Origin of the sequence: Kineosporia sp. NBRC 101677 (assembly GCF_030269265.1) — a bacterium.
GTDB lineage: Bacteria > Actinomycetota > Actinomycetes > Actinomycetales > Kineosporiaceae > Kineosporia > Kineosporia rhizophila.
This window is the reverse complement of record NZ_BSTA01000001.1, coordinates 207,621-226,611: the sequence shown is the minus strand read 5'-3', so window position 1 is coordinate 226,611 and position 18,991 is coordinate 207,621. Positions and strand designations below refer to the sequence as shown.

The window sequence follows — 18,991 nt, the reverse complement described above, 5'->3', positions numbered from 1 at the left end:
CCTCCTGAAGATGACTCTCAAGACGATCAGCAAGCCGACGGTGCGAGCCGTCAAGGGCTTGCTCGGCGAAAAGCTCGGGATGACCCAGGTCTGGGACGCCAACAACCGGCTCGTCCCGGTCACCGTCATCCAGGTGGGTCCTTGCGTCGTCACTCAGGTGCGCAGCGCTGAGGGCGAGGGCTACCCGGGCGTCCAGATCGCGTACGGCGCGATCGACCCCCGCAAGGTGACCAAGCCGCTGGCCGGGCACTTCGAGAAGGCCGGCGTGACGCCGCGGCGCCACATCGTGGAGCTGCGCACGGCCGACGCGACCGAGTACAGCCTGGGCCAGGAGCTCACGGTGGAGACCTTCGAGGCCGGCCAGGTGGTCGACGTCTCGGGTACCACCAAGGGCAAGGGCTGGGCCGGTGGCATGAAGCGCCACGGCTTCAAGGGCCTCGGCGCCTCGCACGGTACGCAGCGCAAGCACCGTTCCCCGGGCTCCATCGGCGGTTGCGCCACCCCCGGTCGTGTCTTCAAGGGCACGCGGATGGCCGGCCGCATGGGTGGCGAGCGGCAGACCACGCAGAACCTCAGCGTGTACGCCGTCGACGCCGAGCGCGGTCTGCTCCTGATCAAGGGTGCCGTTCCCGGACCGCGCGGCGGCATCGTCCTGGTCCGCACCGCGGCGAAGAAGGGCTGAGGCAATGGCCACCGAAACCACCACCAAGCTGAGCCTGGACGTCGTGGACGGCGTGGGTGAGAAGGTCGGCTCCGTCGATCTGCCCGCGGCGATCTTCGACGCCCAGACCAACGTGCCGCTGATCCACCAGGTCGTCGTGGCCCAGCTGGCCGCGGCCCGCCAGGGCACGCACGACACGAAGACCCGTGGCGAGGTCCGGGGCGGCGGCAAGAAGCCGTACCGCCAGAAGGGCACCGGCCGCGCCCGTCAGGGCTCGACCCGCGCGCCGCAGTTCGCCGGCGGTGGCGTCGTGCACGGCCCCACGCCGCGCAACTACGCCCAGCGCACCCCGAAGAAGATGATCGCCGCCGCGCTGCGGGGATCGCTCTCGGACCGCAACCGTCACGGTCGCGTCCACGTGCTCTCCGAGCTGGTCAAGGGCGACGCCCCGTCGACCAAGTCGGTCGCGAAGGCCCTGGCCGGCATCACCGAGCGGCAGAACGTGCTGGTCGTCGTGACCCGGACCGACGAGGTCGGCAAGCGCAGCCTGTCCAACCTGGACAGCGTGCACGTGCTGCCCTTCGACCAGCTGAACGCCTACGACGTGCTGTGCGCCGACGACGTGGTGTTCACCAAGGCCGCGCTGGACTCGTTCCTCGAGAGCCCGGTCGTCACCAAGGTCACCGCGAAGGAGGCTGCCAAGTGAGCACCATCGGAGGCGTCCACAAGGACCCGCGCGACATCCTGCTGGCGCCGGTCGTCTCGGAGAAGAGCTACACGCTCCTGGACGAGGGCAAGTACACCTTCCTGGTGAACCCGGCCGCCAACAAGACCGAGATCAAGATCGCCGTCGAGACGGTGTTCGGGGTCAAGGTCGCCGCCGTGAACACCGCGAACCGGCAGGGCAAGACCCGCCGCACGCGGACCGGCACGGGCAAGCGCAAGGACACCAAGCGCGCGATCATCACGCTGAGCGAAGGCACCATCGACATCTTCGGCGGGCCGGTCTCCTGAGGCCCCAGCGTTCCGATCCGGACGGCTTCCACCGACCGGATTGAGGGCGTCAGAAGACCGACATCCGAGAAACAGCAAGAGGACTGACTCACATGGGAATCCGCAAGTACAAGCCGACGACGCCGGGCCGCCGTGGTTCGTCCGTCGCCGACTTCGTGGAGATCACCCGGTCGGAGCCGGAGAAGTCCCTGGTGCGGCCGCTGACCAAGAGCGGCGGCCGGAACAACACCGGCCGGATCACCACCCGGCACAAGGGCGGCGGTCACAAGCGCGCCTACCGGATGATCGACTTCCGCCGTCACGACAAGGACGGCATTCCGGCCACGGTCGCTCACATCGAGTACGACCCCAACCGCACCGCGCGTATCGCCCTTCTGCACTACGCGGACGGCGAGAAGCGCTACATCGTCGCCCCGACCAAGCTCAAGCAGGGCGACCGCATCGAGAACGGCCCCACGGCCGACATCAAGCCGGGTAACAGCCTCGAGCTGCGCAACATCCCGGTCGGTACGGTCGTCCACGCGATCGAGCTGCGGCCCGGTGGCGGCGCCAAGATCGCCCGCTCGGCCGGCGCCTCGGTGCAGCTGGTCGCCCGTGAGGGCCGCTTCGCGCAGCTGCGCATGCCCTCCGGCGAGATCCGCAACGTCGACGTGCGCTGCCGCGCCACCGTCGGCGAGGTCGGCAACGCCGAGCAGTCGAACATCAACTGGGGCAAGGCCGGCCGCATGCGCTGGAAGGGCAAGCGCCCGACCGTCCGCGGTGTGGCGATGAACCCGATCGACCACCCGCACGGTGGTGGTGAGGGTAAGACCTCCGGTGGTCGCCACCCGGTCAGCCCCTGGGGCCAGGCCGAGGGTCGTACCCGTCGCCCCAACAAGGAGAGCGACAAGATGATCGTTCGCCGCCGCCGTACCGGCAAGAAGCGCTGATAGGAGCCTTTCGAGAATGCCTCGCAGTCTGAAGAAGGGTCCCTTCGTCGACGACCACCTGCAGAAGAAGGTGGACGTACAGAACGAGAAGGGGACCAAGAACGTCATCCGGACCTGGTCCCGGCGCTCGATGATCGTGCCCGACATGCTCGGTCACACGATCGCCGTGCACGACGGCCGCAAGCACGTCCCGGTGTTCGTCACCGAGTCGATGATCGGTCACAAGCTGGGCGAGTTCGCCCCCACCCGCACGTTCCGCGGACACGAGAAGGACGACCGCAAGGGCCGTCGGCGCTGATCGCGCCCGCCCCAGCAGTCAGTAGCGACAGAAGGTAGGAAGCAGCGATGGAAGCCAAGGCGCAGGCGCGGTACGTCCGTGTCACGCCCATGAAGGCCCGCCGCGTCGTCGACCTCATCCGCGGGAAGCAGGCACCGCAGGCGATCGCCACGCTGGAGTTCGCTCCGCAGGCCGCCAGCGAGCCGGTGCTCAAGGTCGTGCAGAGCGCGATCGCGAACGCCCGGGTGAAGGCCGCCGCCGCGTCCGAGGCGTTCGACGAGCGCACCCTGGTCATCCAGGAGGCGTACGTGGACGAGGGCCCGACGCTCAAGCGGTTCCGGCCGCGGGCGCAGGGCCGGGCGTACCGGATCCGCAAGCGGACCAGCCACATCACCGTTGTGGTCGGTCCGGCCGAGACGAAGGGCGGCCCCCAGGCCGCCACCGCGAATGGGAGGACCCGCTAGTGGGACAGAAGGTCAACCCGCACGGGTTCCGCCTGGGCATCACCACCGAGCACAAGAGCCGGTGGTTCGCCGACAGCACCAAGGGTGGTCAGCGGTACCGCGACTACGTGAAGGAAGACGTCGCGATCCGCAAGCTCATGTCCAAGGGCATGGAGCGGGCCGGCATCAGCCGTGTCGAGATCGAGCGCACCCGTGACCGGGTCCGCGTCGACATCCACACCGCCCGTCCGGGCATCGTCATCGGCCGCCGCGGCGCCGAGGCCGACCGGATCCGGGGCGAGCTGGAGAAGCTCACCGGCAAGCAGGTCCAGCTGAACATCCTCGAGGTGAAGAACCCCGAGGTCGACGCTCAGCTGGTGGCCCAGGGCATCGCCGAGCAGCTGGCCAGCCGGGTCTCCTTCCGCCGCGCGATGCGCAAGGGCATGCAGTCCTCGCTGCGCGCCGGCGCCAAGGGCATCCGGGTGCAGTGCTCGGGTCGTCTGGGCGGGGCCGAGATGAGCCGGTCGGAGTTCTACCGCGAGGGCCGGGTGCCGCTGCACACGCTCCGCGCGAACATCGACTACGGCCTGTACGAGGCCCGCACCACCTTCGGCCGGATCGGCGTGAAGGTGTGGATCTACAAGGGCGACATCACCAGCCGTGAGCTGGCTCGCGAGCAGGCTGCGGCTCCGCCGCGGGGCCCGCGTCGTGAGGGCCCGGGTGGCGGCGGTCGCGCGCAGCGCCCGCAGCGTCGTCGTCCGCAGCAGTCCGAGGGCACGCCGGCCGCGTCGGCCGCCCCCGCCGAGAACGCAGCCGCGTCGGCCGCTGCCGACAAGGCTTCGTCCGGCACCGGATCGGAGGCCTGAGCACCATGCTGATCCCCCGTCGGGTCAAGTACCGCAAGCAGCACCACCCCAGCCGTTCCGGCATGTCGAAGGGCGGCAACGCCGTGACCTTCGGTGAGTGGGGCATCCAGGCGCTGGAGCCGGCGTACGTGACCAACCGGCAGATCGAGTCCGCTCGTATCGCCATCACGCGTCACATCCGCCGTGGCGGCAAGGTCTGGATCAACATCTACCCGGACCGCCCGCTGACCAAGAAGCCGGCCGAGACCCGCATGGGTTCCGGTAAGGGTTCCCCGGAGTGGTGGGTCGCGAACGTCAAGCCCGGTCGCGTGATGTTCGAACTCTCGTTCCCGACTGAAAAGGTGGCGAAGGAAGCCCTCACCCGGGCGATCCACAAGCTGCCGATGAAGTGCCGGATCGTCCGGCGCGAAGGCGGTGAAAGCTGATGGCCATCGGTTCCAAGGACCTGAACCCGGCGAACCTGCGGGGCTTCGAATCCGAGCGCCTGGCCGAAGAGCTGAAGAAGGCCAAGGAAGAGCTGTTCAACCTGCGCTTCCAGTCGGCCACCGGTCAGCTCGAGAACAACATGCGGCTGCGCGCGGTGAAGCGTGACATCGCTCGTATCTACACGATCATGCGCGAGCGCGAGCTCGGCATCACTGCCACCCCGGAGGCCTGAGATGAGTGAGAACGCCCAGGCTGACGCCCCGGTGCGTGGCTACCGCAAGGCGCGCCGCGGTTACGTCGTCAGCGACAAGATGGACAAGACCGTTGTGGTCGAGGTCGAGGACCGGGTCAAGCACCCGCTCTACGGCAAGGTCATCCGCCGTACGACCAAGGTGAAGGTGCACGACGAGGCCAACACCGCGGGCATCGGCGACCTGGTGTCGATCTCGGAGACCCGTCCGCTGTCGGCGACCAAGCGCTGGCGCCTGGTCGAGATTCTGGAGAAGGCCAAGTGATTCAGCAGGAGTCCCGGCTGCGGGTCGCCGACAACACCGGTGCCAAGGAGATCCTCTGCATCCGCGTGCTCGGCGGTTCCGGCCGTCGTTACGCCGGTATCGGTGACGTCATCGTCGCGACCGTCAAGGACGCGATCCCCGGTGGCAACGTCAAGAAGGGTGACGTCGTCAAGGCGGTCATCGTGCGCACCGTCAAGGAGCGCCGGCGTCCGGACGGCTCGTACATCCGCTTCGACGAGAACGCCGCGGTGATCCTCCGCAACGACGGCGACCCGCGCGGCACCCGCATCTTCGGCCCGGTGGGGCGTGAGCTGCGGGACAAGAAGTTCATGAAGATCATTTCGCTGGCTCCGGAGGTGCTCTGAGATGGCGAAGCTGAAGATCAAGAAGGGCGACACCGTCCAGCTGATCACCGGCCGTTCGCAGAAGAACGGTGGCGACCGGAACAAGACCGGCAAGGTCATCGCTGTCTACCCGGAGACCCAGCGGGTCCTGGTCGAGGGCATCAACCGGGTCAAGCGCCACGTCAAGGAAGGTGCGACCGGCCGGGGCTCGAAGACCGGCGGGATCATCACCCAGGAGGCTCCGGTCCACATCAGCAACGTGATGCTGGTGGACCCGGAGTCGAACAAGGCCACCCGCGTCGGTATCCGGGTCGAGACCGTCGAGCGTGACGGCAAGACCAAGAACGTGCGGGTTCGCTTCGCGAAGCGATCCGGTAAGGACCTGTGACCATGACAGTGACTGAAGAGGGCACCAAGGTGCAGCCGCGGCTGCGCGCCCGCTACGACGCCGAGATCGCGCCGGCCCTGCGCGAGCAGTTCAGCTACGCGAACGTGATGCAGACCCCGCGTCTGGTCAAGGTCGTCGTGAACATGGGTGTGGGCGAGGCCGCCCGCGACTCCAAGCTGATCGACGGTGCGATCCGCGACCTGAGCGCCATCACCGGCCAGAAGCCGCAGGTCACCAAGGCCCGCAAGTCCATCGCGCAGTTCAAGCTGCGCGAGGGCATGCCGATCGGCGCGCACGTCACGCTGCGCGGCGACCGGATGTGGGAGTTCACCGACCGCCTGGTGAGCATCGCCCTGCCGCGTATCCGCGACTTCCGCGGGCTCAGCGGCAAGCAGTTCGACGGGCGTGGCAACTACACGTTCGGCCTGAACGAGCAGTCCATGTTCCACGAGATCGACCAGGACCGGATCGACCGCGTGCGGGGTATGGACATCACCGTCGTCACGACGGCGACCAACGACGACGAGGGGCGCGCGTTCCTGAAGCTCCTCGGTTTCCCGTTCAAGGAGAACTGACGTGGCGAAGACCGCTCTGATCAACAAGGCGGCGGGCAAGCAGAAGTTCGCGGTGCGGGCCTACACGCGCTGCCAGCGCTGCGGCCGCCCGCACTCGGTCTACCGCAAGTTCGGCCTGTGCCGGATCTGCCTGCGTGAGATGGCGCACCGGGGCGAACTGCCCGGCGTGACCAAGAGCAGCTGGTAGGCCGGCCGTGTCACAGCTGACGATCCCGAACCCCGGCGCCACCCAGGTGGCCCTGGGGGCCGGCCGCCGTCGGACGGTGCGCAACAATCGCATGGTTTCGCTGCGCTCCAGCCTTCCCACCGGCCTGGTGACGCTGCGGCACGACGTACCGGAATACCTCCCCGAGTTCCTCGAAGAAACAACTACGCCGCAGGTCGACGCCTCCGAGAAGGTTGCCGAAACCGCGGTGGGAAAGGGCGGAACTGCCCAATGGTGATGACCGATCCGATCGCGGACATGCTGACCCGCGTACGGAACGCGAACTCCGCGTACCACGACCAGACCCAGATGCCCTACAGCAAGCTCAAGCAGAAGGTTGCCGAGCTGCTGCAGACCGAGGGTTACATCTCCAGCTGGGAGGTCGCGGACGCCGAGGTCGGCAAGACGCTGACCATCAAGCTGAAGTTCGGCCCCAACCGGGAGCGCTCGATCGCCGGCCTGCGCCGGATCAGCAAGCCCGGTCTGCGGGTCTACGCGAAGTCGACGAACCTGCCCCGCGTCCTCGGCGGACTCGGCGTGGCGATCCTCTCGACCTCGTCCGGTCTGATGACCGACAAGCAGGCCAAGCAGAAGGGCGTGGGTGGGGAAGTCCTCGCCTACGTCTGGTAACGGGAAGGGAGAGAGAGCATGTCCCGAATCGGAAGACTGCCGATCACCGTTCCCGCCGGCGTCGACGTGACCCTCGACGGCGCGCAGGTGATCGTGAAGGGCCCGAAGGGCACCCTCACGCACACCGTCGCGGCCCCGATCACCGTCGCCCGCGAGGACGACGGAACGATGAAGGTCACGCGCCCGGACGACGAGCGTTCGTCGCGTGCCCTGCACGGCCTGACCCGCACCCTGATCGCCAACATGGTCGAGGGTGTGACCAAGGGCTACGAGAAGAAGCTCGAGATCGTCGGGACCGGTTACCGCGTCGCGGCGAAGGGCTCCAACCTGGAGTTCGCCCTCGGCTACAGCCACCCGATCGTCGTCGAGCCGCCCGCCGGCATCACCTTCGCGACCGACGGCCCCGTGCGGTTCTCGGTCTCGGGGATCGACAAGCAGGCCGTCGGCGAGGTTGCGGCGAACCTGCGCAAGCTGCGTAAGCCCGACCCGTACAAGGGCAAGGGCGTCCGCTACGCCGGCGAAGTGATCAAGCGCAAGGTCGGAAAGGCGGGCAAGAAGTAATGGCGATCGGTTTGAAGCGCAGCGGTGGTGGCGCGGCCAAGAGCAAGTCGGCCTCCCGCACCCGCCGCCACCTGCGAGTGCGCAAGCAGCTGCGGGGCTCGACCGAGCGCCCGCGCCTGGTCGTGAACCGTTCCTCCCGGCACGTCTTCGTGCAGGTCGTGGACGACACGGTCGGCAAGACCCTGGCTTCCGCCTCCACCATGGAGGCCGACCTGCGAGGCCTGGACGGCGACAAGACCGCCAAGGCCAAGAAGGTCGGCGAGCTGGTCGCCGAGCGCGCCAAGGCCGCCGGTGTCTCCGCCGTGGTCTTCGACCGCGGTGGGAACCGTTACCACGGCCGCGTCGCCGCAATTGCGGACGGCGCCCGTGAGGCCGGGCTGGTTCTCTAGCCGATGCGCACGCTGACCATTTCGAAGACAGAGAGAAGGAACGTCTGATGGCTGGACCTCAGCGTCGCGGGCCCGGGGGTAACACCAACTCCGGCGGGCCGAACAGCGGCGGCGAGAACAGCGGCGGCGGCGGTCGCCGGGGCGGCCGTGACCGCGACAACCGTGGCGGTCGTGACGGCGGCCAGGACAAGAACCAGTTCGTCGAGCGCGTCGTGGCGATCAACCGGGTCGCCAAGGTCGTGAAGGGTGGTCGTCGCTTCAGCTTCACCGCCCTGGTCGTCGTCGGTGACGGCGACGGCACGGTCGGCGTCGGCTACGGCAAGGCCAAGGAAGTGCCCGCAGCGATCGCGAAGGGCGTTGAAGAGGCGAAGAAGGCCTTCTTCAAGGTTCCCCGCATCCAGGGCACGATCCCTCACCGGATCCAGGGTGAAGAGGCCGCCGGTGTCGTGCTGCTCATGCCGGCGTCCCCGGGTACCGGCGTCATCGCCGGTGGTCCGGTGCGCGCCGTGCTGGAGTGCGCCGGTATCCACGACGTGCTGAGCAAGTCGCTCGGCTCGGACAACGCGATCAACGTGGTCCACGCGACGGTTTCCGCGCTGCGTGGGCTCGAGCGTCCCGAAGAGGTCGCGGCCCGTCGTGGCCTGTCGATCGAGGACGTCGCTCCGGTCGCCATGCTGCGCGCCCGGGCCGCGGGGGTGGCCGGCTGATGGCTCAGCTCAAGGTCACCCAGGTCAAGTCGAAGATCGGCGGCAAGCAGAACCAGCGCGACTCGCTGCGTTCGCTCGGCCTCAAGCGGATCGGGCACTCCGTGATCAAGGAGGACCGTCCCGAGATCCGCGGGATGGTCAACACGGTGCGGCATCTCGTCACCGTCGAGGAGGTGGACTGAGATGGCAGAAGGCCAGCGCGAGCACGCGCTGAAGGTGCACCACCTGCGTCCGGCGCCCGGGGCCAAGTCGGCCAAGATCCGGGTCGGTCGTGGTGAGGGCGGCAAGCGCGGTAAGACCGCGGGTCGCGGTACCAAGGGTACGAAGGCCCGTTACCAGGTCCCGGCCCGGTTCGAGGGTGGGCAGGTTCCGCTGCACATGCGGCTGCCCAAGCTCCGTGGGTTCAAGAACCCGTTCCGGACCGAGTACCAGGTGGTCAACCTGGACAAGCTCAGCAGCCTGTTCCCCGACGGCGGCAACGTCTCCGTCGAGGACCTGGTGGCCAAGGGTGCGGTCCGTGAGGGCCACCTGGTCAAGGTGCTGGGCGACGGCGAGATCTCGGTCGCGCTGAACGTGAGCGCGAACAAGTTCTCGGCCAGCGCCAAGGAGAAGCTGGCTGCGGCCGGCGGTAGCGCCACCGAGCTGTAAACACCGCTCAACAGGCACGATTCCTTCACATCCGGCGGCTCCCCTGATAGGGGGGCCGCCGGATGTTAGGGTCACACGACCGGCGTCTTGTGGACCGGCCTGACGGCCGTTCCGAAGCGCACCCCACTCGGCCGCTCCCGGCCCGTAACGACGAGCTGCCCGGCCAGGGCAGCACGCTGGAGGTTTTGCGTGCTCACCGCGTTCTTCCGGGCGTTTCGCACCCCCGATCTGCGGCGCAAGATCTTCTTCACCGTAGCGATCATGGCGCTGTTCCGCCTGGGGTCGTTCATCCCCACTCCCGGCGTCGACTTCTCGGCCGTGCGGCGTTGCGTCGATCTCGCCAGCACCCAGGACTCGCAGGGCCTCTACGCCCTGGTCAACCTGTTCAGCGGCGGTGCGCTGCTGCAGTTGTCGGTCTTCGCGCTCGGGATCATGCCGTACATCACGGCGTCGATCATCATCCAGCTGCTCACCGTGGTCATCCCGCGGTTCGAAGCGCTGAAAGAAGAAGGCCAGTCCGGCACCGCGAAACTCACGCAGTACACGCGGTACCTGACCATCGGCCTGGCGGTGCTGCAGTCGACCACCTTCGTGGCGATCTCGCGCCAGCAGGGCGGGCTCTTCCAGAACTGCACCGAGACCCTGATCCCGAACGACGACCTGTTCACCCTCGGCATCATGGTGCTGACCATGACCGCCGGTACCGGCTTCATCATGTGGCTGGGTGAGCTGGTCACCGAGAAGGGGATCGGCAACGGCATGTCGCTGCTGATCTTCACCTCGATCGCGGCGGCGTTCCCGTCCTCGCTCTGGGCGATCAAGCAGACCCAGGGCTTCAACACCTTCTTCCTGGTGATCGGCATCGGGCTGCTGATCATGGCCGCGGTCATCTTCGTCGAGCAGAGCCAGCGCCGGATCCCGGTGCAGTACGCCAAGCGTCAGGTCGGCCGGCGGGCCTACGGCGGCACCACGACGTACATCCCGATCAAGGTCAACATGGCCGGCGTGATCCCGGTGATCTTCGCGTCGTCGCTGCTCTACCTGCCCGCCCTGATCGCCCAGTTCCAGCAGAACAGCACGGCCGGATGGGTGAGGTGGATCAACGACCACCTGGTCCAGGGCGACCACCCGTACTACATCACGGCCTACTTCCTGCTGATCGTGTTCTTCACCTACTTCTACGTGGCGATCACCTTCAACCCCGACGAGGTCGCCGAGAACATGAAGAAGTACGGCGGCTTCATTCCCGGAATCCGCGCCGGGCGCCCCACCGCCGACTACCTCGAATATGTTCTGAGTCGCATTACTCTTGCTGGTGCTCTGTATCTGGGCATGGTGGCATTGATCCCTCTGATCGCGCTGATTCTGGTCGACGCGAATCAGAACTTCCCCTTCGGCGGCACATCGATCCTGATCGTGGTCGGAGTGGGGTTGGAGACGGTCAAGCAGATCGAATCCCAGTTGCAGCAGCGTCACTACGAAGGGTTCCTGCGATGAGAGCGGTGCGTCCATGAGGCTTGTGATCCTCGGTCCTCCCGGAGCCGGTAAGGGCACGCAGGCCAAGAAGGTGGCCGCGCACTTCGGCATCCCGGCGATCTCCACCGGCGACATCTTCCGGCAGAACGTCGCGGACGGCACGGAGCTGGGTAAACAGGTCGAGGAGATCATGTCCTCCGGCAAGTACGTGCCGGACGAGCTGACCAACGAGCTGGTGCGCAACCGCCTGCTCGAGGACGACGCCGCGGTCGGGTTCCTGCTCGACGGCTACCCGCGGACCGCTGCTCAGGTGGACGAGCTCGACGCCATGCTGTCCGCCTCCAGCACCCGGCTGGACGCCGTGCTCGAGCTGACCGTCGACATGGACGAGGTGGTCAGCCGGCTGCTCAAGCGCGCCGAGATCGAGGGCCGGCCGGACGACACCGAGGACGTCATCCGCCACCGCCTCGAGGTCTACGCCGAGCAGACCGCGCCGCTGGTGCACCTGTACTCGGACCGGAACCTGCTGCAGCGGGTCGACGGCATGGGCGACATCGGCGACGTCACCGGCCGGCTGCTGGCCGCCTGCGACGACTTCGCCGTCTGAACCACCCGTAACCAGAGAGAGTCGGCAATGCTCGGTCGCGACCGGATCCAGTACAAGACGCCCGACCAGGTGCAGCTGATGCGCCTGGCCGGGCTGATCGTGGCCGACGCGCTGGACGCGGTGCGGGCCGCGCTGGCGCCCGGCCTGACCACCGCCGATCTGGACCGGATAGCGAACGAGCTGATCGTCGGCCGCGGTGCCACCCCCTCCTTCCTGAACTACGGGCACCCGCCCTACCCGGCCACGCTCTGCGTCTCGGTCAACGAAGAGGTCGTGCACGGCATCCCGGGCCGGCGTGTGCTGCGCGCCGGTGACGTGGTGAGCGTCGACTGCGGGGCCATCCTCGACGGCTGGCACGGCGACTCGGCGTTCACCGCGATCGTCCCGGGCACCGCCGAGCAGCCCGACGAGCGCAGCCCCGACCAGGTGAAGTCCGACCAGGACCTGATCGACACCACCGAGGAGTCGATGTGGCGCGGGATCGCCGCGATCGCCGCGGGGGAGCGGCTGAACGCGGTCGGCATCGCCGTGGAGGACTTCGTCGGTGACCGGTTCGGCCTGGTGGAGGACTACGGAGGCCACGGCATCGGCACCGAGATGCACCAGGAACCGCACGTGCTGAACTACCGCACCCGCGATCGCGGCCCGAAGCTCAAGCCCGGGATCTGCCTGGCCATCGAGCCGATGCTGACCTTCGGCAACCCCGACACCAAGGTGCTTGCGGACGACTGGACGGTCGCCACCGTGGACGGCGGCAACGCCGCGCACTGGGAGCACTCGGTCGCCCTGCTCGACGACGGCCTGTGGGTGCTGACCGCCCGTGACGGCGGCGTGGCCAAGCTCCGTGAACTCGGCGCGAAGGTCTCCCGGCTGGCCGGCTGACGGCCTCGATTTCGTCCTCCGGCGTGGTATCACGTAGACTTCTGCGTCGGCTCATGTGCTGAATTGCTTCGTCGCCCTCGAGGGTGGTGACGGCCCGAGACAGCAGCAGACCGTGTCCGCACGAGTCTGAGCCGTCCGGTGCAACGCCTGATCGTTTCCGGCCCTGATCCGAAGGGGCCGGTCTGCGGCCGGGCGCCGCAAACGAACGATCAACAGGAAAAGCGGAGGACATGCCGAAGAAAGACGGCGTCATCGAGATCGAGGGCACCGTGGTGGAGGCGCTGCCGAACGCCATGTTCCGCGTGGAGCTGTCCAACGGGCACAAGGTACTCGCGCACATCTCCGGCAAGATGCGCCAGCACTACATCCGGATCCTTCCGGAAGACCGGGTCGTGGTCGAACTCAGCCCGTACGACCTTTCCCGTGGGCGCATCGTCTACCGCTACAAGTGACAGACGTACCACTGCCCCATCCAGCCACATGACCCACTAGCGGAAGCCACGATGAAGGTCAAGCCGAGCGTCAAGAAGATCTGTGACAAGTGCCGAGTGATCCGCCGTAACGGCCGGGTCATGGTGATCTGCGACAACGTGCGCCACAAGCAGCGCCAGGGCTGATCAGCCCGCGTAGCACCACTGCACCGATCTGAGAGAAACAGCAGGGCCCGCTTCCGGGGGCCGGGCGACACGCCCGACCTCGTGGGGCGACACCCCCGGGCTACCGGGCCGGGGACCAGCTCCTGGGTGAGCTGGGTCAGGTCCTGCTCCACACCTGGTACGAAGCAGAGAAGAGAACATCTGCAATGGCACGTCTCGTCGGAGTCGACCTGCCCCGCGAAAAGCGGCTCGAGGTCGCCCTCACCTACATCTTCGGCGTCGGGAAGACCCGCGCGAAGGAGACCCTCGCGGCCACCGGCCTGAGCGCCGACCTGCGCGTGCGTGAGCTGAGCGAGGAAGACCTCGTCCGCCTGCGCGACTACCTCGACGGCAACTTCAAGCTCGAGGGTGACCTGCGCCGTGAGGTCGCCGCCGACATCCGCCGCAAGGTCGAGATCGGCTGCTACGAGGGTCTGCGTCACCGCCGCGGTCTGCCCGTCCGTGGGCAGCGCACGAAGACCAACGCGCGTACCCGTAAGGGCCCCAAGCGCACCGTGGCCGGCAAGAAGAAGGCCGGCAAGAAGTAGTCCTGCTCCAAACCCTAAACATCACAGGGTCCGGAGTACGGACCGACGACCTCCCAGGAAGAGCTTTCAATGCCTCCCAAGTCACGTCAGGCCGCTGCGTCGCGTAAGCCGCGGCGCAAGGAGAAGAAGAACGTCGCGCACGGCCACGCGCACATCAAGAGCACGTTCAACAACACGATCGTGTCGATCACCGACCCGGTCGGCAACGTGATCTCGTGGGCGTCCGCCGGTCAGGTCGGCTTCAAGGGCTCGCGTAAGTCCACGCCGTTCGCCGCGCAGATGGCGGCCGAGGCCGCTGCCCGCCGCGCCCAGGAGCACGGCATGCGCAAGGTCGACGTCTTCGTCAAGGGCCCGGGCTCGGGCCGTGAGACCGCGATCCGCTCGCTCCAGGCCACCGGCCTGGAGGTCGGCTCGATCCAGGACGTCACGCCCACCCCGCACAACGGCTGCCGCCCGCCCAAGCGTCGCCGCGTCTAATCGTGAAACAGCCCGCCGGCCGGACAGAGGGCCGGCGGGCTCACCCCCAGCAGGCGTCATATAGCGGTCGCCTGTAGCGAAAGGGAATACACCCGTGCTGATTGCACAGCGCCCCATCCTCGCCGAGGAGGCGGTCTCCGAGCACCGCTCCCGGTTCGTCATCGAGCCGCTGGAGCCGGGTTTCGGCTACACCCTCGGTAACTCGCTCCGCCGCACCCTGCTCTCGAGCATCCCGGGCGCGTCGGTGACCAGCATCCGCATCGACGGTGTGCTGCACGAGTTCACCACGGTGCCCGGTGTCAAGGAAGACGTCACCGAGCTGATCCTGAACATCAAGCGGCTGGTCGTCTCCTCGGAGCACGACGAGCCGATCGTGATGTACCTGCGCAAGCAGGGCCCGGGCACGGTCACCGCGGCGGACATCGCCCCGCCGGCCGGCGTCGAGGTGCACAACCCCGACCTGCACATCGCCACCCTGAACGCGAAGGGCAAGCTCGAGCTCGAGCTGACCGTCGAGCGCGGTCGTGGCTACGTGTCGGCCAACCAGAACAAGACCGGTGAGCAGGAGATCGGCCGGATCCCGATCGACTCGATCTACTCCCCGGTGCTGAAGGTCACGTACAAGGTCGAGGCGACCCGCGTCGAGCAGCGCACCGACTTCGACCGGCTGATCGTCGACGTCGAGACCAAGCCGTCGATGCAGCCGCGCGACGCCATGGCGAGCGCCGGCAAGACGCTGGTCGAGCTGTTCGGCCTGGCCCGTGAGCTCAACCTCGAGGCCGAGGGCATCGACATGGGCCCGTCCCCCTCGGACGCCGCCCTGGCCGCCGACCTCGCGCTCCCGATCGAGGAGCTCGACCTGACGGTCCGGTCGTACAACTGCCTCAAGCGCGAGGGCATCCACACCGTGGGTGAGCTCGTCGGGCGCAGCGAGGCCGACCTGCTCGACATCCGGAACTTCGGCGCCAAGTCGATCGACGAGGTGAAGGCCAAGCTCCACGGCATGAACCTGGCGCTCAAGGACAGCCCGCCCGGATTCGACCCCACCCTCGTCGTCGACAGCTTCGGGGCGGACGACGACATGTCGTTCGCCGAGGACGAGCAGCTCTGACAACCCCCTGACCCGGCCCGGGTGGCTCGTGGCCGGGCGCATCACTAGGAGTTCACCGACATGCCCACGCCCACCAAGGGTCCCCGGCTCGGGGGTGGTCCCGCGCACGAGCGGCTGCTGCTCGCCAACCTCGCGACCCAGCTGTTCACGCACAAGTCCATCACCACCACGCAGACCCGTGCGAAGCGCATGCAGCCGCTGGCTGAGCGCATGATCACGTTCGCGAAGCGCGGCGACCTGTCCGCGCGTCGCCGGGTGCTGCAGACGATCACGGACAAGGGCGTCGTGCACACGCTCTTCACCGAGATCGCCCCCGTGGTGTCCGAGCGCAAGGGTGGCTACACCCGCATCACGAAGATCGGCAACCGTAAGGGCGACAACGCCGCCATGGTTGTCATCGAGCTGGTGCTCGAGCCGCTGACCGCCGGTCAGGCCACGGTCCGTGAGGCCGAGGCCGCCACGGCCCGCGCCTCGCGCGGCAACAAGGCCGTCGCGGCCGAGCAGGCCGCCGAGGACACCGCGACCGAGGCGGAGAACGCCAAGGTCGAGGGTGACGCCGAAGGCGCGGTCGACGCTGCCGCCGAGACCGAGACGGCGGCCGCGGTGGCCGACGACGCGGCCCCGGGCAGCGACGAGGCCAAGGACGCGAAGGCTGCTTCCGACCTGGCCGAAGAGGCTGCGGACGACGCGGTCGACAAGAAGTAAGTACTCCCCGCCGAGCCCGTCACCCCTTCCCGGGGGTGGCGGGCTCGCGGCATTTCCACCATCGATGCAGAGGAAGCGGCGTTGGCAGACTCACCCCTGGTGCGGATCCGTCTCGACCTCGGGTACGACGGCACCCACTTCAGCGGCTGGGCCGCGCAGCCGGGCCGGCGCACGGTGGAAGAAGTGCTCTCCAACGCACTGGGCACGATCCTGCGCACTGAACCGCCCAAGCTCACCGTGGCGGGCCGTACCGACGCCGGAGTGCATGCCAGCGGCCAGGTGGCGCACTTCGAAACCCCCCAGGGGGCATGGGAAAGCATCCCCGGGCGCAGCGACCGTCCCCCTGCCACTGCACTGCTGACCAGGCTGGCCGGTGTCCTCCCCGCAGACGTCCGGGTGCATGCGGCTCAGATCGCTTCTGAGGGCTTCGACGCCCGGTTCTCCGCCATCCATCGCCGCTACGCCTACCGGATCAGCGACCATCCCGCCGGGGCACCCCCGCTGCGCCGACACGACGTCCTCCACCACCGACGTCCTCTGGACCCGGAGGCCATGACAGCGGCGGCCGCCACGCTGACCGGACTCAACGACTTCGCCGCGTTCTGCAAGCACCGTGAGGGCGCCACCACCATCCGCACCCTGCTCACCTACTCCTGGCAGCGCCAGGAAGACGGCCTCCTGGTCGCTACCGTGCTGGCGGACGCGTTCTGCCACTCGATGGTGCGGGCTCTGGTCGGAGCAGTGCTGCCGGTGGGGGAGGGGCGCAAACCGGTGGACTGGCCCGCCCTGGTGCTTACGTCGCGCACCCGGGACCCGCACGTCGCGGTTGTGCCCCCACACGGCCTGGTGCTGGAAGAGGTGGGATACCCGCCGGACCAGGCGCTGGCGGCACGCGCCCGGGAAGCACGGGCCGTCCGTACGCTGCCGGAGCCTGGAGACCGCTGAACGGATTGCTGCCCCCGCGTCATGTTCTGTTCATGCCAAAGGGGACCGAACGCCCCTAGGATCCTCCAGCGTGACGACCAACCGGCGTAACGCCGACACCCAGAGTGATCATCGCGGACGCCGGAGCGTCCGGGCCGGCGCCGCCGCGCTCGCCGCCGCCACCTCACTGACCGCCCTCACTGGGCTCAGCCTCCTGACCGCCGGCAGCGCCCAGGCCGCCGCCTGCACGGGCGAGGCGACCAAGATCGGGGCGATCCAGGGCAGCGGCGCGACCGCGGCCATCACCGGCGCGGTCACCGTGCGCGGCGTCGTGGTGGGCGACAACGAGGGCGCTGCGCCCACCCTGCGCGGCTTCTTCGTCCAGGACGGCGGGGACAAGGACAAGGCCACCTCGGACGGCATCTTCGTCTTCGCGTCCAGCGGCGCCGACCAGGTCAAGGCCGGTGACGAGGTCCAGGTCACCGGTACCGCGGCGGAGTACCAGGGGCAGACCCAGATCACCGCCGGCACTGTCGATGTGTGCGCCAGTGGTCAGAAGGTCAAGGCGACCGACGTGAAGCTGCCTCTTAAGGCCGCCGACGACCTCGAGCGTTACGAGGGCATGCTGGTCAGCCTGCCGCAGCGGCTCACCGTCACCGAGCACTACCTGCTCGGGCGCTTCGGCCAGGTCACCGTCTCCTCCGGCGGGCGGCTGCAGCAGCCGACCAACGTCTACCCGGCCGCCGACCCGCGCAGTGCCCAGCTCCAGGCCCGCAACGACCTGAACCAGCTGATCATCGACGACGCCACCAACGCCCAGAACCCGGACCCGATCGTCTTCGGCCGCGGCGGCAAGCCGCTGAGCGCCGAGAACACGCTGCGCACCGGGGACACCGTGAAGAACGCCACTGGCGTGCTCACCTACACGTGGGGCGGCAACTCGGCCAGCCCCAACGCCTGGCGCCTACGTCCGGTGGGTGCGCTGAACGGTGAGGCCAAGTTCCGCGCCGACAACGACCGTCCCCGCAACAACAAGGTGTCCGGGGACCTGACCGTGGCGAGCAGCAACGTCCTCAATTACTTCAACACGTTCACCGGCTGCACGTACGGCGTGGGCGGAGCGACGACCGACTGCCGCGGCGCCGAGAACGCAACGGAGCTGCAGCGGCAGACCGCCAAGGAGGTCGCCGCGCTGAAGTCGCTCGATGCCGACGTGGTCGGGCTGATGGAGGTCGAGAACGACGGCTACGCGGCGGGCAGCGCGATCGCTGACCTCACCGAAGCGCTGAACGCGGCGACCAAGCCCGGTACCTACGCCTACGTGGACGTCGACGCGGCCACCGGCGTCACCAACGCGGCCGGCGACGACGCGATCAAGGTGGGTCTGCTGTACAAGCCGGCCGCTGTTACCCCGGTGAAAACGCTTGTACAGCAGGACGAGACGTTCGAGCGGCACCCGGTCTCGGTGACCTTTGCGCAGAAGAAGGGCGGCGCCCGGGTCAGCGTGGTGGTCAACCACTTCAAGTCCAAGGGCTGCGACGGCGCGACCGGCGCCAACACCGACCAGAACGACGGGCAGAGCTGCTTCAACGCCCGCCGCACCGAGCAGGCCAAGGCTCTGGCCGGCTGGATCGACGGCACTGTCGTCCCGGCCGCAGGGGACCAGGACGTGCTGATCATCGGGGACCTGAACTCCTACGCCCAGGAGGACCCGATCCTGCTCCTGACCAGCAAGGCCAACGGCTACACGGACATGGTCCGGGCCAAGTCCGGCAAGGACGCCTACTCGTACGTGTTCGACGGCCAGTCCGGCTCGCTGGACACCGCGCTGGCCAGCTCCTCGCTGCGCTCGCAGGTGAAGGACGTCGAGGACGTGCACATCAACGCGGACGAGCCGTCGGTGCTGGACTACAACACCAACTTCAAGTCGGCCGGCCAGATCGCCTCGCTCTACGCGCCCGACCGCTTCCGCACCTCCGACCACGACCCGGTGCTGATCGGGCTGAAGCTCCGTAAGTAGAAGAGCTTCCAACAGGGGACGTCCGCGA

The 18,991-nt window shown here is 68.0% G+C and carries 31 protein-coding genes and 1 pseudogene; all 32 read left to right on the top strand.

The window, feature by feature from the left end; translation table 11 throughout:
- Positions 1–10 precede the first annotated feature (10 nt).
- The 32 genes and pseudogenes from rplC to QSK18_RS00925 all read left to right on the top strand — a co-directional run bounded on the left by rplC (position 11) and on the right by QSK18_RS00925 (position 18,963).
- Positions 11–682, top strand: a complete 672-nt coding sequence (rplC, locus tag QSK18_RS01080; protein ID WP_232811229.1) for a 50S ribosomal protein L3 — start codon at positions 11–13, stop codon at positions 680–682.
- A gap of 4 nt (positions 683–686) precedes the next feature.
- Positions 687–1,367 carry a 50S ribosomal protein L4 gene (gene rplD / locus QSK18_RS01075; RefSeq protein ID WP_232811231.1) on the top strand — a complete coding sequence of 227 codons (681 nt, stop codon included), beginning with the start codon at positions 687–689 and terminating at the stop codon, positions 1,365–1,367.
- Positions 1,368–1,372: 5 nt separating this feature from the next.
- A complete protein-coding gene (rplW, locus tag QSK18_RS01070; RefSeq protein ID WP_232811444.1) occupies positions 1,373–1,675 on the top strand; it encodes a 50S ribosomal protein L23 in 303 nt (100 codons plus the stop codon).
- A 92-nt stretch (positions 1,676–1,767) separates the two neighbouring features.
- Positions 1,768–2,604 (top strand): 50S ribosomal protein L2, encoded by an 837-nt coding sequence (gene rplB / locus QSK18_RS01065; protein ID WP_285616328.1) that lies wholly within the window; start codon positions 1,768–1,770, stop codon positions 2,602–2,604.
- A gap of 16 nt (positions 2,605–2,620) precedes the next feature.
- Positions 2,621–2,902, top strand: a complete 282-nt coding sequence (rpsS, locus tag QSK18_RS01060) for a 30S ribosomal protein S19 (RefSeq protein WP_231443884.1) — start codon at positions 2,621–2,623, stop codon at positions 2,900–2,902.
- 47 nt (positions 2,903–2,949) lie between these two features.
- Entirely contained in the window at positions 2,950–3,345 is a 396-nt protein-coding gene (gene rplV, locus QSK18_RS01055) for a 50S ribosomal protein L22 (RefSeq protein WP_232811235.1), read from the top strand.
- Positions 3,345–4,190, top strand: a complete 846-nt coding sequence (rpsC, locus tag QSK18_RS01050) for a 30S ribosomal protein S3 (RefSeq protein ID WP_232811237.1) — start codon at positions 3,345–3,347, stop codon at positions 4,188–4,190. Before rplV ends, rpsC begins: the two co-directional genes overlap by 1 nt.
- 5 nt (positions 4,191–4,195) lie before the next feature.
- Positions 4,196–4,615 carry a 50S ribosomal protein L16 gene (gene rplP / locus QSK18_RS01045; protein WP_231443879.1) on the top strand — a complete coding sequence of 140 codons (420 nt, stop codon included), beginning with the start codon at positions 4,196–4,198 and terminating at the stop codon, positions 4,613–4,615.
- Positions 4,615–4,833 (top strand): annotated as a pseudogene (rpmC, locus tag QSK18_RS01040) (50S ribosomal protein L29); the annotation flags it as partial. The gene rplP and the pseudogene rpmC, both read left to right, overlap by 1 nt.
- A 16-nt stretch (positions 4,834–4,849) precedes the next feature.
- Entirely contained in the window at positions 4,850–5,131 is a 282-nt protein-coding gene (rpsQ, locus tag QSK18_RS01035) for a 30S ribosomal protein S17 (protein ID WP_269810152.1), read from the top strand.
- Entirely contained in the window at positions 5,128–5,496 is a 369-nt protein-coding gene (rplN, locus tag QSK18_RS01030; protein ID WP_214154112.1) for a 50S ribosomal protein L14, read from the top strand. Before rpsQ ends, rplN begins: the two co-directional genes overlap by 4 nt.
- Position 5,497: 1 nt before the next feature.
- Entirely contained in the window at positions 5,498–5,863 is a 366-nt protein-coding gene (gene rplX / locus QSK18_RS01025; protein WP_232811240.1) for a 50S ribosomal protein L24, read from the top strand.
- Between the two features lie 2 nt (positions 5,864–5,865).
- The gene (rplE, locus tag QSK18_RS01020; RefSeq protein WP_232811242.1) at positions 5,866–6,438 is read left to right on the top strand and encodes a 50S ribosomal protein L5; all 573 of its coding nucleotides are present in this window, start codon (positions 5,866–5,868) and stop codon (positions 6,436–6,438) included.
- A gap of 1 nt (position 6,439) precedes the next feature.
- Entirely contained in the window at positions 6,440–6,625 is a 186-nt protein-coding gene (locus QSK18_RS01015) for a type Z 30S ribosomal protein S14 (protein ID WP_231443866.1), read from the top strand.
- 7 nt (positions 6,626–6,632) lie between these two features.
- Positions 6,633–6,881, top strand: a complete 249-nt coding sequence (locus tag QSK18_RS01010; RefSeq protein ID WP_232811244.1) for a hypothetical protein — start codon at positions 6,633–6,635, stop codon at positions 6,879–6,881.
- Positions 6,875–7,273: a 30S ribosomal protein S8 gene (rpsH, locus tag QSK18_RS01005; RefSeq protein ID WP_232811246.1), complete on the top strand. Its 399-nt coding sequence runs from the start codon at positions 6,875–6,877 to the stop codon at positions 7,271–7,273. The genes QSK18_RS01010 and rpsH overlap by 7 nt, the downstream gene beginning before the upstream one ends.
- 18 nt (positions 7,274–7,291) lie before the next feature.
- Positions 7,292–7,834 carry a 50S ribosomal protein L6 gene (gene rplF / locus QSK18_RS01000; RefSeq protein ID WP_232811248.1) on the top strand — a complete coding sequence of 181 codons (543 nt, stop codon included), beginning with the start codon at positions 7,292–7,294 and terminating at the stop codon, positions 7,832–7,834.
- Positions 7,834–8,223: a 50S ribosomal protein L18 gene (rplR, locus tag QSK18_RS00995; protein ID WP_232811250.1), complete on the top strand. Its 390-nt coding sequence runs from the start codon at positions 7,834–7,836 to the stop codon at positions 8,221–8,223. Before rplF ends, rplR begins: the two co-directional genes overlap by 1 nt.
- Positions 8,224–8,270: 47 nt before the next feature.
- Positions 8,271–8,930 (top strand): 30S ribosomal protein S5, encoded by a 660-nt coding sequence (gene rpsE / locus QSK18_RS00990; RefSeq protein ID WP_285616319.1) that lies wholly within the window; start codon positions 8,271–8,273, stop codon positions 8,928–8,930.
- A complete protein-coding gene (gene rpmD, locus QSK18_RS00985; protein WP_232811252.1) occupies positions 8,930–9,112 on the top strand; it encodes a 50S ribosomal protein L30 in 183 nt (60 codons plus the stop codon). Before rpsE ends, rpmD begins: the two co-directional genes overlap by 1 nt.
- Position 9,113: 1 nt before the next feature.
- Positions 9,114–9,578, top strand: a complete 465-nt coding sequence (rplO, locus tag QSK18_RS00980; protein ID WP_352396428.1) for a 50S ribosomal protein L15 — start codon at positions 9,114–9,116, stop codon at positions 9,576–9,578.
- Between the two features lie 189 nt (positions 9,579–9,767).
- Positions 9,768–11,075, top strand: a complete 1,308-nt coding sequence (gene secY / locus QSK18_RS00975) for a preprotein translocase subunit SecY (protein ID WP_232811254.1) — start codon at positions 9,768–9,770, stop codon at positions 11,073–11,075.
- A gap of 13 nt (positions 11,076–11,088) precedes the next feature.
- Positions 11,089–11,661 carry an adenylate kinase gene (locus QSK18_RS00970; protein WP_232811256.1) on the top strand — a complete coding sequence of 191 codons (573 nt, stop codon included), beginning with the start codon at positions 11,089–11,091 and terminating at the stop codon, positions 11,659–11,661.
- A 27-nt stretch (positions 11,662–11,688) separates the two neighbouring features.
- Entirely contained in the window at positions 11,689–12,543 is an 855-nt protein-coding gene (gene map / locus QSK18_RS00965; RefSeq protein WP_232811258.1) for a type I methionyl aminopeptidase, read from the top strand.
- A 230-nt stretch (positions 12,544–12,773) separates the two neighbouring features.
- Complete coding sequence (infA, locus tag QSK18_RS00960; RefSeq protein ID WP_166605559.1) at positions 12,774–12,995, top strand: translation initiation factor IF-1; 222 nt, start codon at positions 12,774–12,776, stop codon at positions 12,993–12,995.
- Between the two features lie 51 nt (positions 12,996–13,046).
- Positions 13,047–13,160 carry a 50S ribosomal protein L36 gene (gene rpmJ / locus QSK18_RS00955; RefSeq protein WP_214154137.1) on the top strand — a complete coding sequence of 38 codons (114 nt, stop codon included), beginning with the start codon at positions 13,047–13,049 and terminating at the stop codon, positions 13,158–13,160.
- A gap of 185 nt (positions 13,161–13,345) precedes the next feature.
- Entirely contained in the window at positions 13,346–13,726 is a 381-nt protein-coding gene (rpsM, locus tag QSK18_RS00950) for a 30S ribosomal protein S13 (RefSeq protein ID WP_232811260.1), read from the top strand.
- Between the two features lie 69 nt (positions 13,727–13,795).
- Positions 13,796–14,203 carry a 30S ribosomal protein S11 gene (gene rpsK, locus QSK18_RS00945; RefSeq protein WP_231443843.1) on the top strand — a complete coding sequence of 136 codons (408 nt, stop codon included), beginning with the start codon at positions 13,796–13,798 and terminating at the stop codon, positions 14,201–14,203.
- Positions 14,204–14,297: 94 nt separating this feature from the next.
- On the top strand, positions 14,298–15,314 hold the full coding sequence (locus QSK18_RS00940; protein WP_232811262.1) for a DNA-directed RNA polymerase subunit alpha: 1,017 nt from the start codon (positions 14,298–14,300) through the stop codon (positions 15,312–15,314).
- A gap of 60 nt (positions 15,315–15,374) precedes the next feature.
- The gene (gene rplQ, locus QSK18_RS00935; protein WP_285616310.1) at positions 15,375–16,019 is read left to right on the top strand and encodes a 50S ribosomal protein L17; all 645 of its coding nucleotides are present in this window, start codon (positions 15,375–15,377) and stop codon (positions 16,017–16,019) included.
- Between the two features lie 81 nt (positions 16,020–16,100).
- Entirely contained in the window at positions 16,101–16,964 is an 864-nt protein-coding gene (truA, locus tag QSK18_RS00930; RefSeq protein ID WP_232811264.1) for a tRNA pseudouridine(38-40) synthase TruA, read from the top strand.
- A 70-nt stretch (positions 16,965–17,034) separates the two neighbouring features.
- Entirely contained in the window at positions 17,035–18,963 is a 1,929-nt protein-coding gene (locus QSK18_RS00925) for an ExeM/NucH family extracellular endonuclease (RefSeq protein WP_285616308.1), read from the top strand.
- The last annotated feature ends 28 nt before the right edge of the window (positions 18,964–18,991 follow it).

Bases quoted from the DNA above. Each gene is read 5' to 3' on its own strand.
- rplC (WP_232811229.1), top strand. From the start codon at position 11: ATGACTCTCAAGACGATCAGCAAGCCGACGGTGCGAGCCGTCAAGGGC.
- rplD (WP_232811231.1), top strand. From the start codon at position 687: ATGGCCACCGAAACCACCACCAAGCTGAGCCTGGACGTCGTGGACGGC.
- rplB (WP_285616328.1), top strand. From the start codon at position 1,768: ATGGGAATCCGCAAGTACAAGCCGACGACGCCGGGCCGCCGTGGTTCG.
- rpsS (WP_231443884.1), top strand. From the start codon at position 2,621: ATGCCTCGCAGTCTGAAGAAGGGTCCCTTCGTCGACGACCACCTGCAG.
- rplV (WP_232811235.1), top strand. From the start codon at position 2,950: ATGGAAGCCAAGGCGCAGGCGCGGTACGTCCGTGTCACGCCCATGAAG.
- rplP (WP_231443879.1), top strand. From the start codon at position 4,196: ATGCTGATCCCCCGTCGGGTCAAGTACCGCAAGCAGCACCACCCCAGC.
- rpsQ (WP_269810152.1), top strand. From the start codon at position 4,850: ATGAGTGAGAACGCCCAGGCTGACGCCCCGGTGCGTGGCTACCGCAAG.
- rplX (WP_232811240.1), top strand. From the start codon at position 5,498: ATGGCGAAGCTGAAGATCAAGAAGGGCGACACCGTCCAGCTGATCACC.
- rplE (WP_232811242.1), top strand. From the start codon at position 5,866: ATGACAGTGACTGAAGAGGGCACCAAGGTGCAGCCGCGGCTGCGCGCC.
- rpsH (WP_232811246.1), top strand. From the start codon at position 6,875: ATGGTGATGACCGATCCGATCGCGGACATGCTGACCCGCGTACGGAAC.
- rplF (WP_232811248.1), top strand. From the start codon at position 7,292: ATGTCCCGAATCGGAAGACTGCCGATCACCGTTCCCGCCGGCGTCGAC.
- rplR (WP_232811250.1), top strand. From the start codon at position 7,834: ATGGCGATCGGTTTGAAGCGCAGCGGTGGTGGCGCGGCCAAGAGCAAG.
- rpsE (WP_285616319.1), top strand. From the start codon at position 8,271: ATGGCTGGACCTCAGCGTCGCGGGCCCGGGGGTAACACCAACTCCGGC.
- rpmD (WP_232811252.1), top strand. From the start codon at position 8,930: ATGGCTCAGCTCAAGGTCACCCAGGTCAAGTCGAAGATCGGCGGCAAG.
- rplO (WP_352396428.1), top strand. From the start codon at position 9,114: ATGGCAGAAGGCCAGCGCGAGCACGCGCTGAAGGTGCACCACCTGCGT.
- QSK18_RS00970 (WP_232811256.1), top strand. From the start codon at position 11,089: ATGAGGCTTGTGATCCTCGGTCCTCCCGGAGCCGGTAAGGGCACGCAG.
- map (WP_232811258.1), top strand. From the start codon at position 11,689: ATGCTCGGTCGCGACCGGATCCAGTACAAGACGCCCGACCAGGTGCAG.
- infA (WP_166605559.1), top strand. From the start codon at position 12,774: ATGCCGAAGAAAGACGGCGTCATCGAGATCGAGGGCACCGTGGTGGAG.
- rpmJ (WP_214154137.1), top strand. From the start codon at position 13,047: ATGAAGGTCAAGCCGAGCGTCAAGAAGATCTGTGACAAGTGCCGAGTG.
- rpsM (WP_232811260.1), top strand. From the start codon at position 13,346: ATGGCACGTCTCGTCGGAGTCGACCTGCCCCGCGAAAAGCGGCTCGAG.
- rpsK (WP_231443843.1), top strand. From the start codon at position 13,796: ATGCCTCCCAAGTCACGTCAGGCCGCTGCGTCGCGTAAGCCGCGGCGC.
- rplQ (WP_285616310.1), top strand. From the start codon at position 15,375: ATGCCCACGCCCACCAAGGGTCCCCGGCTCGGGGGTGGTCCCGCGCAC.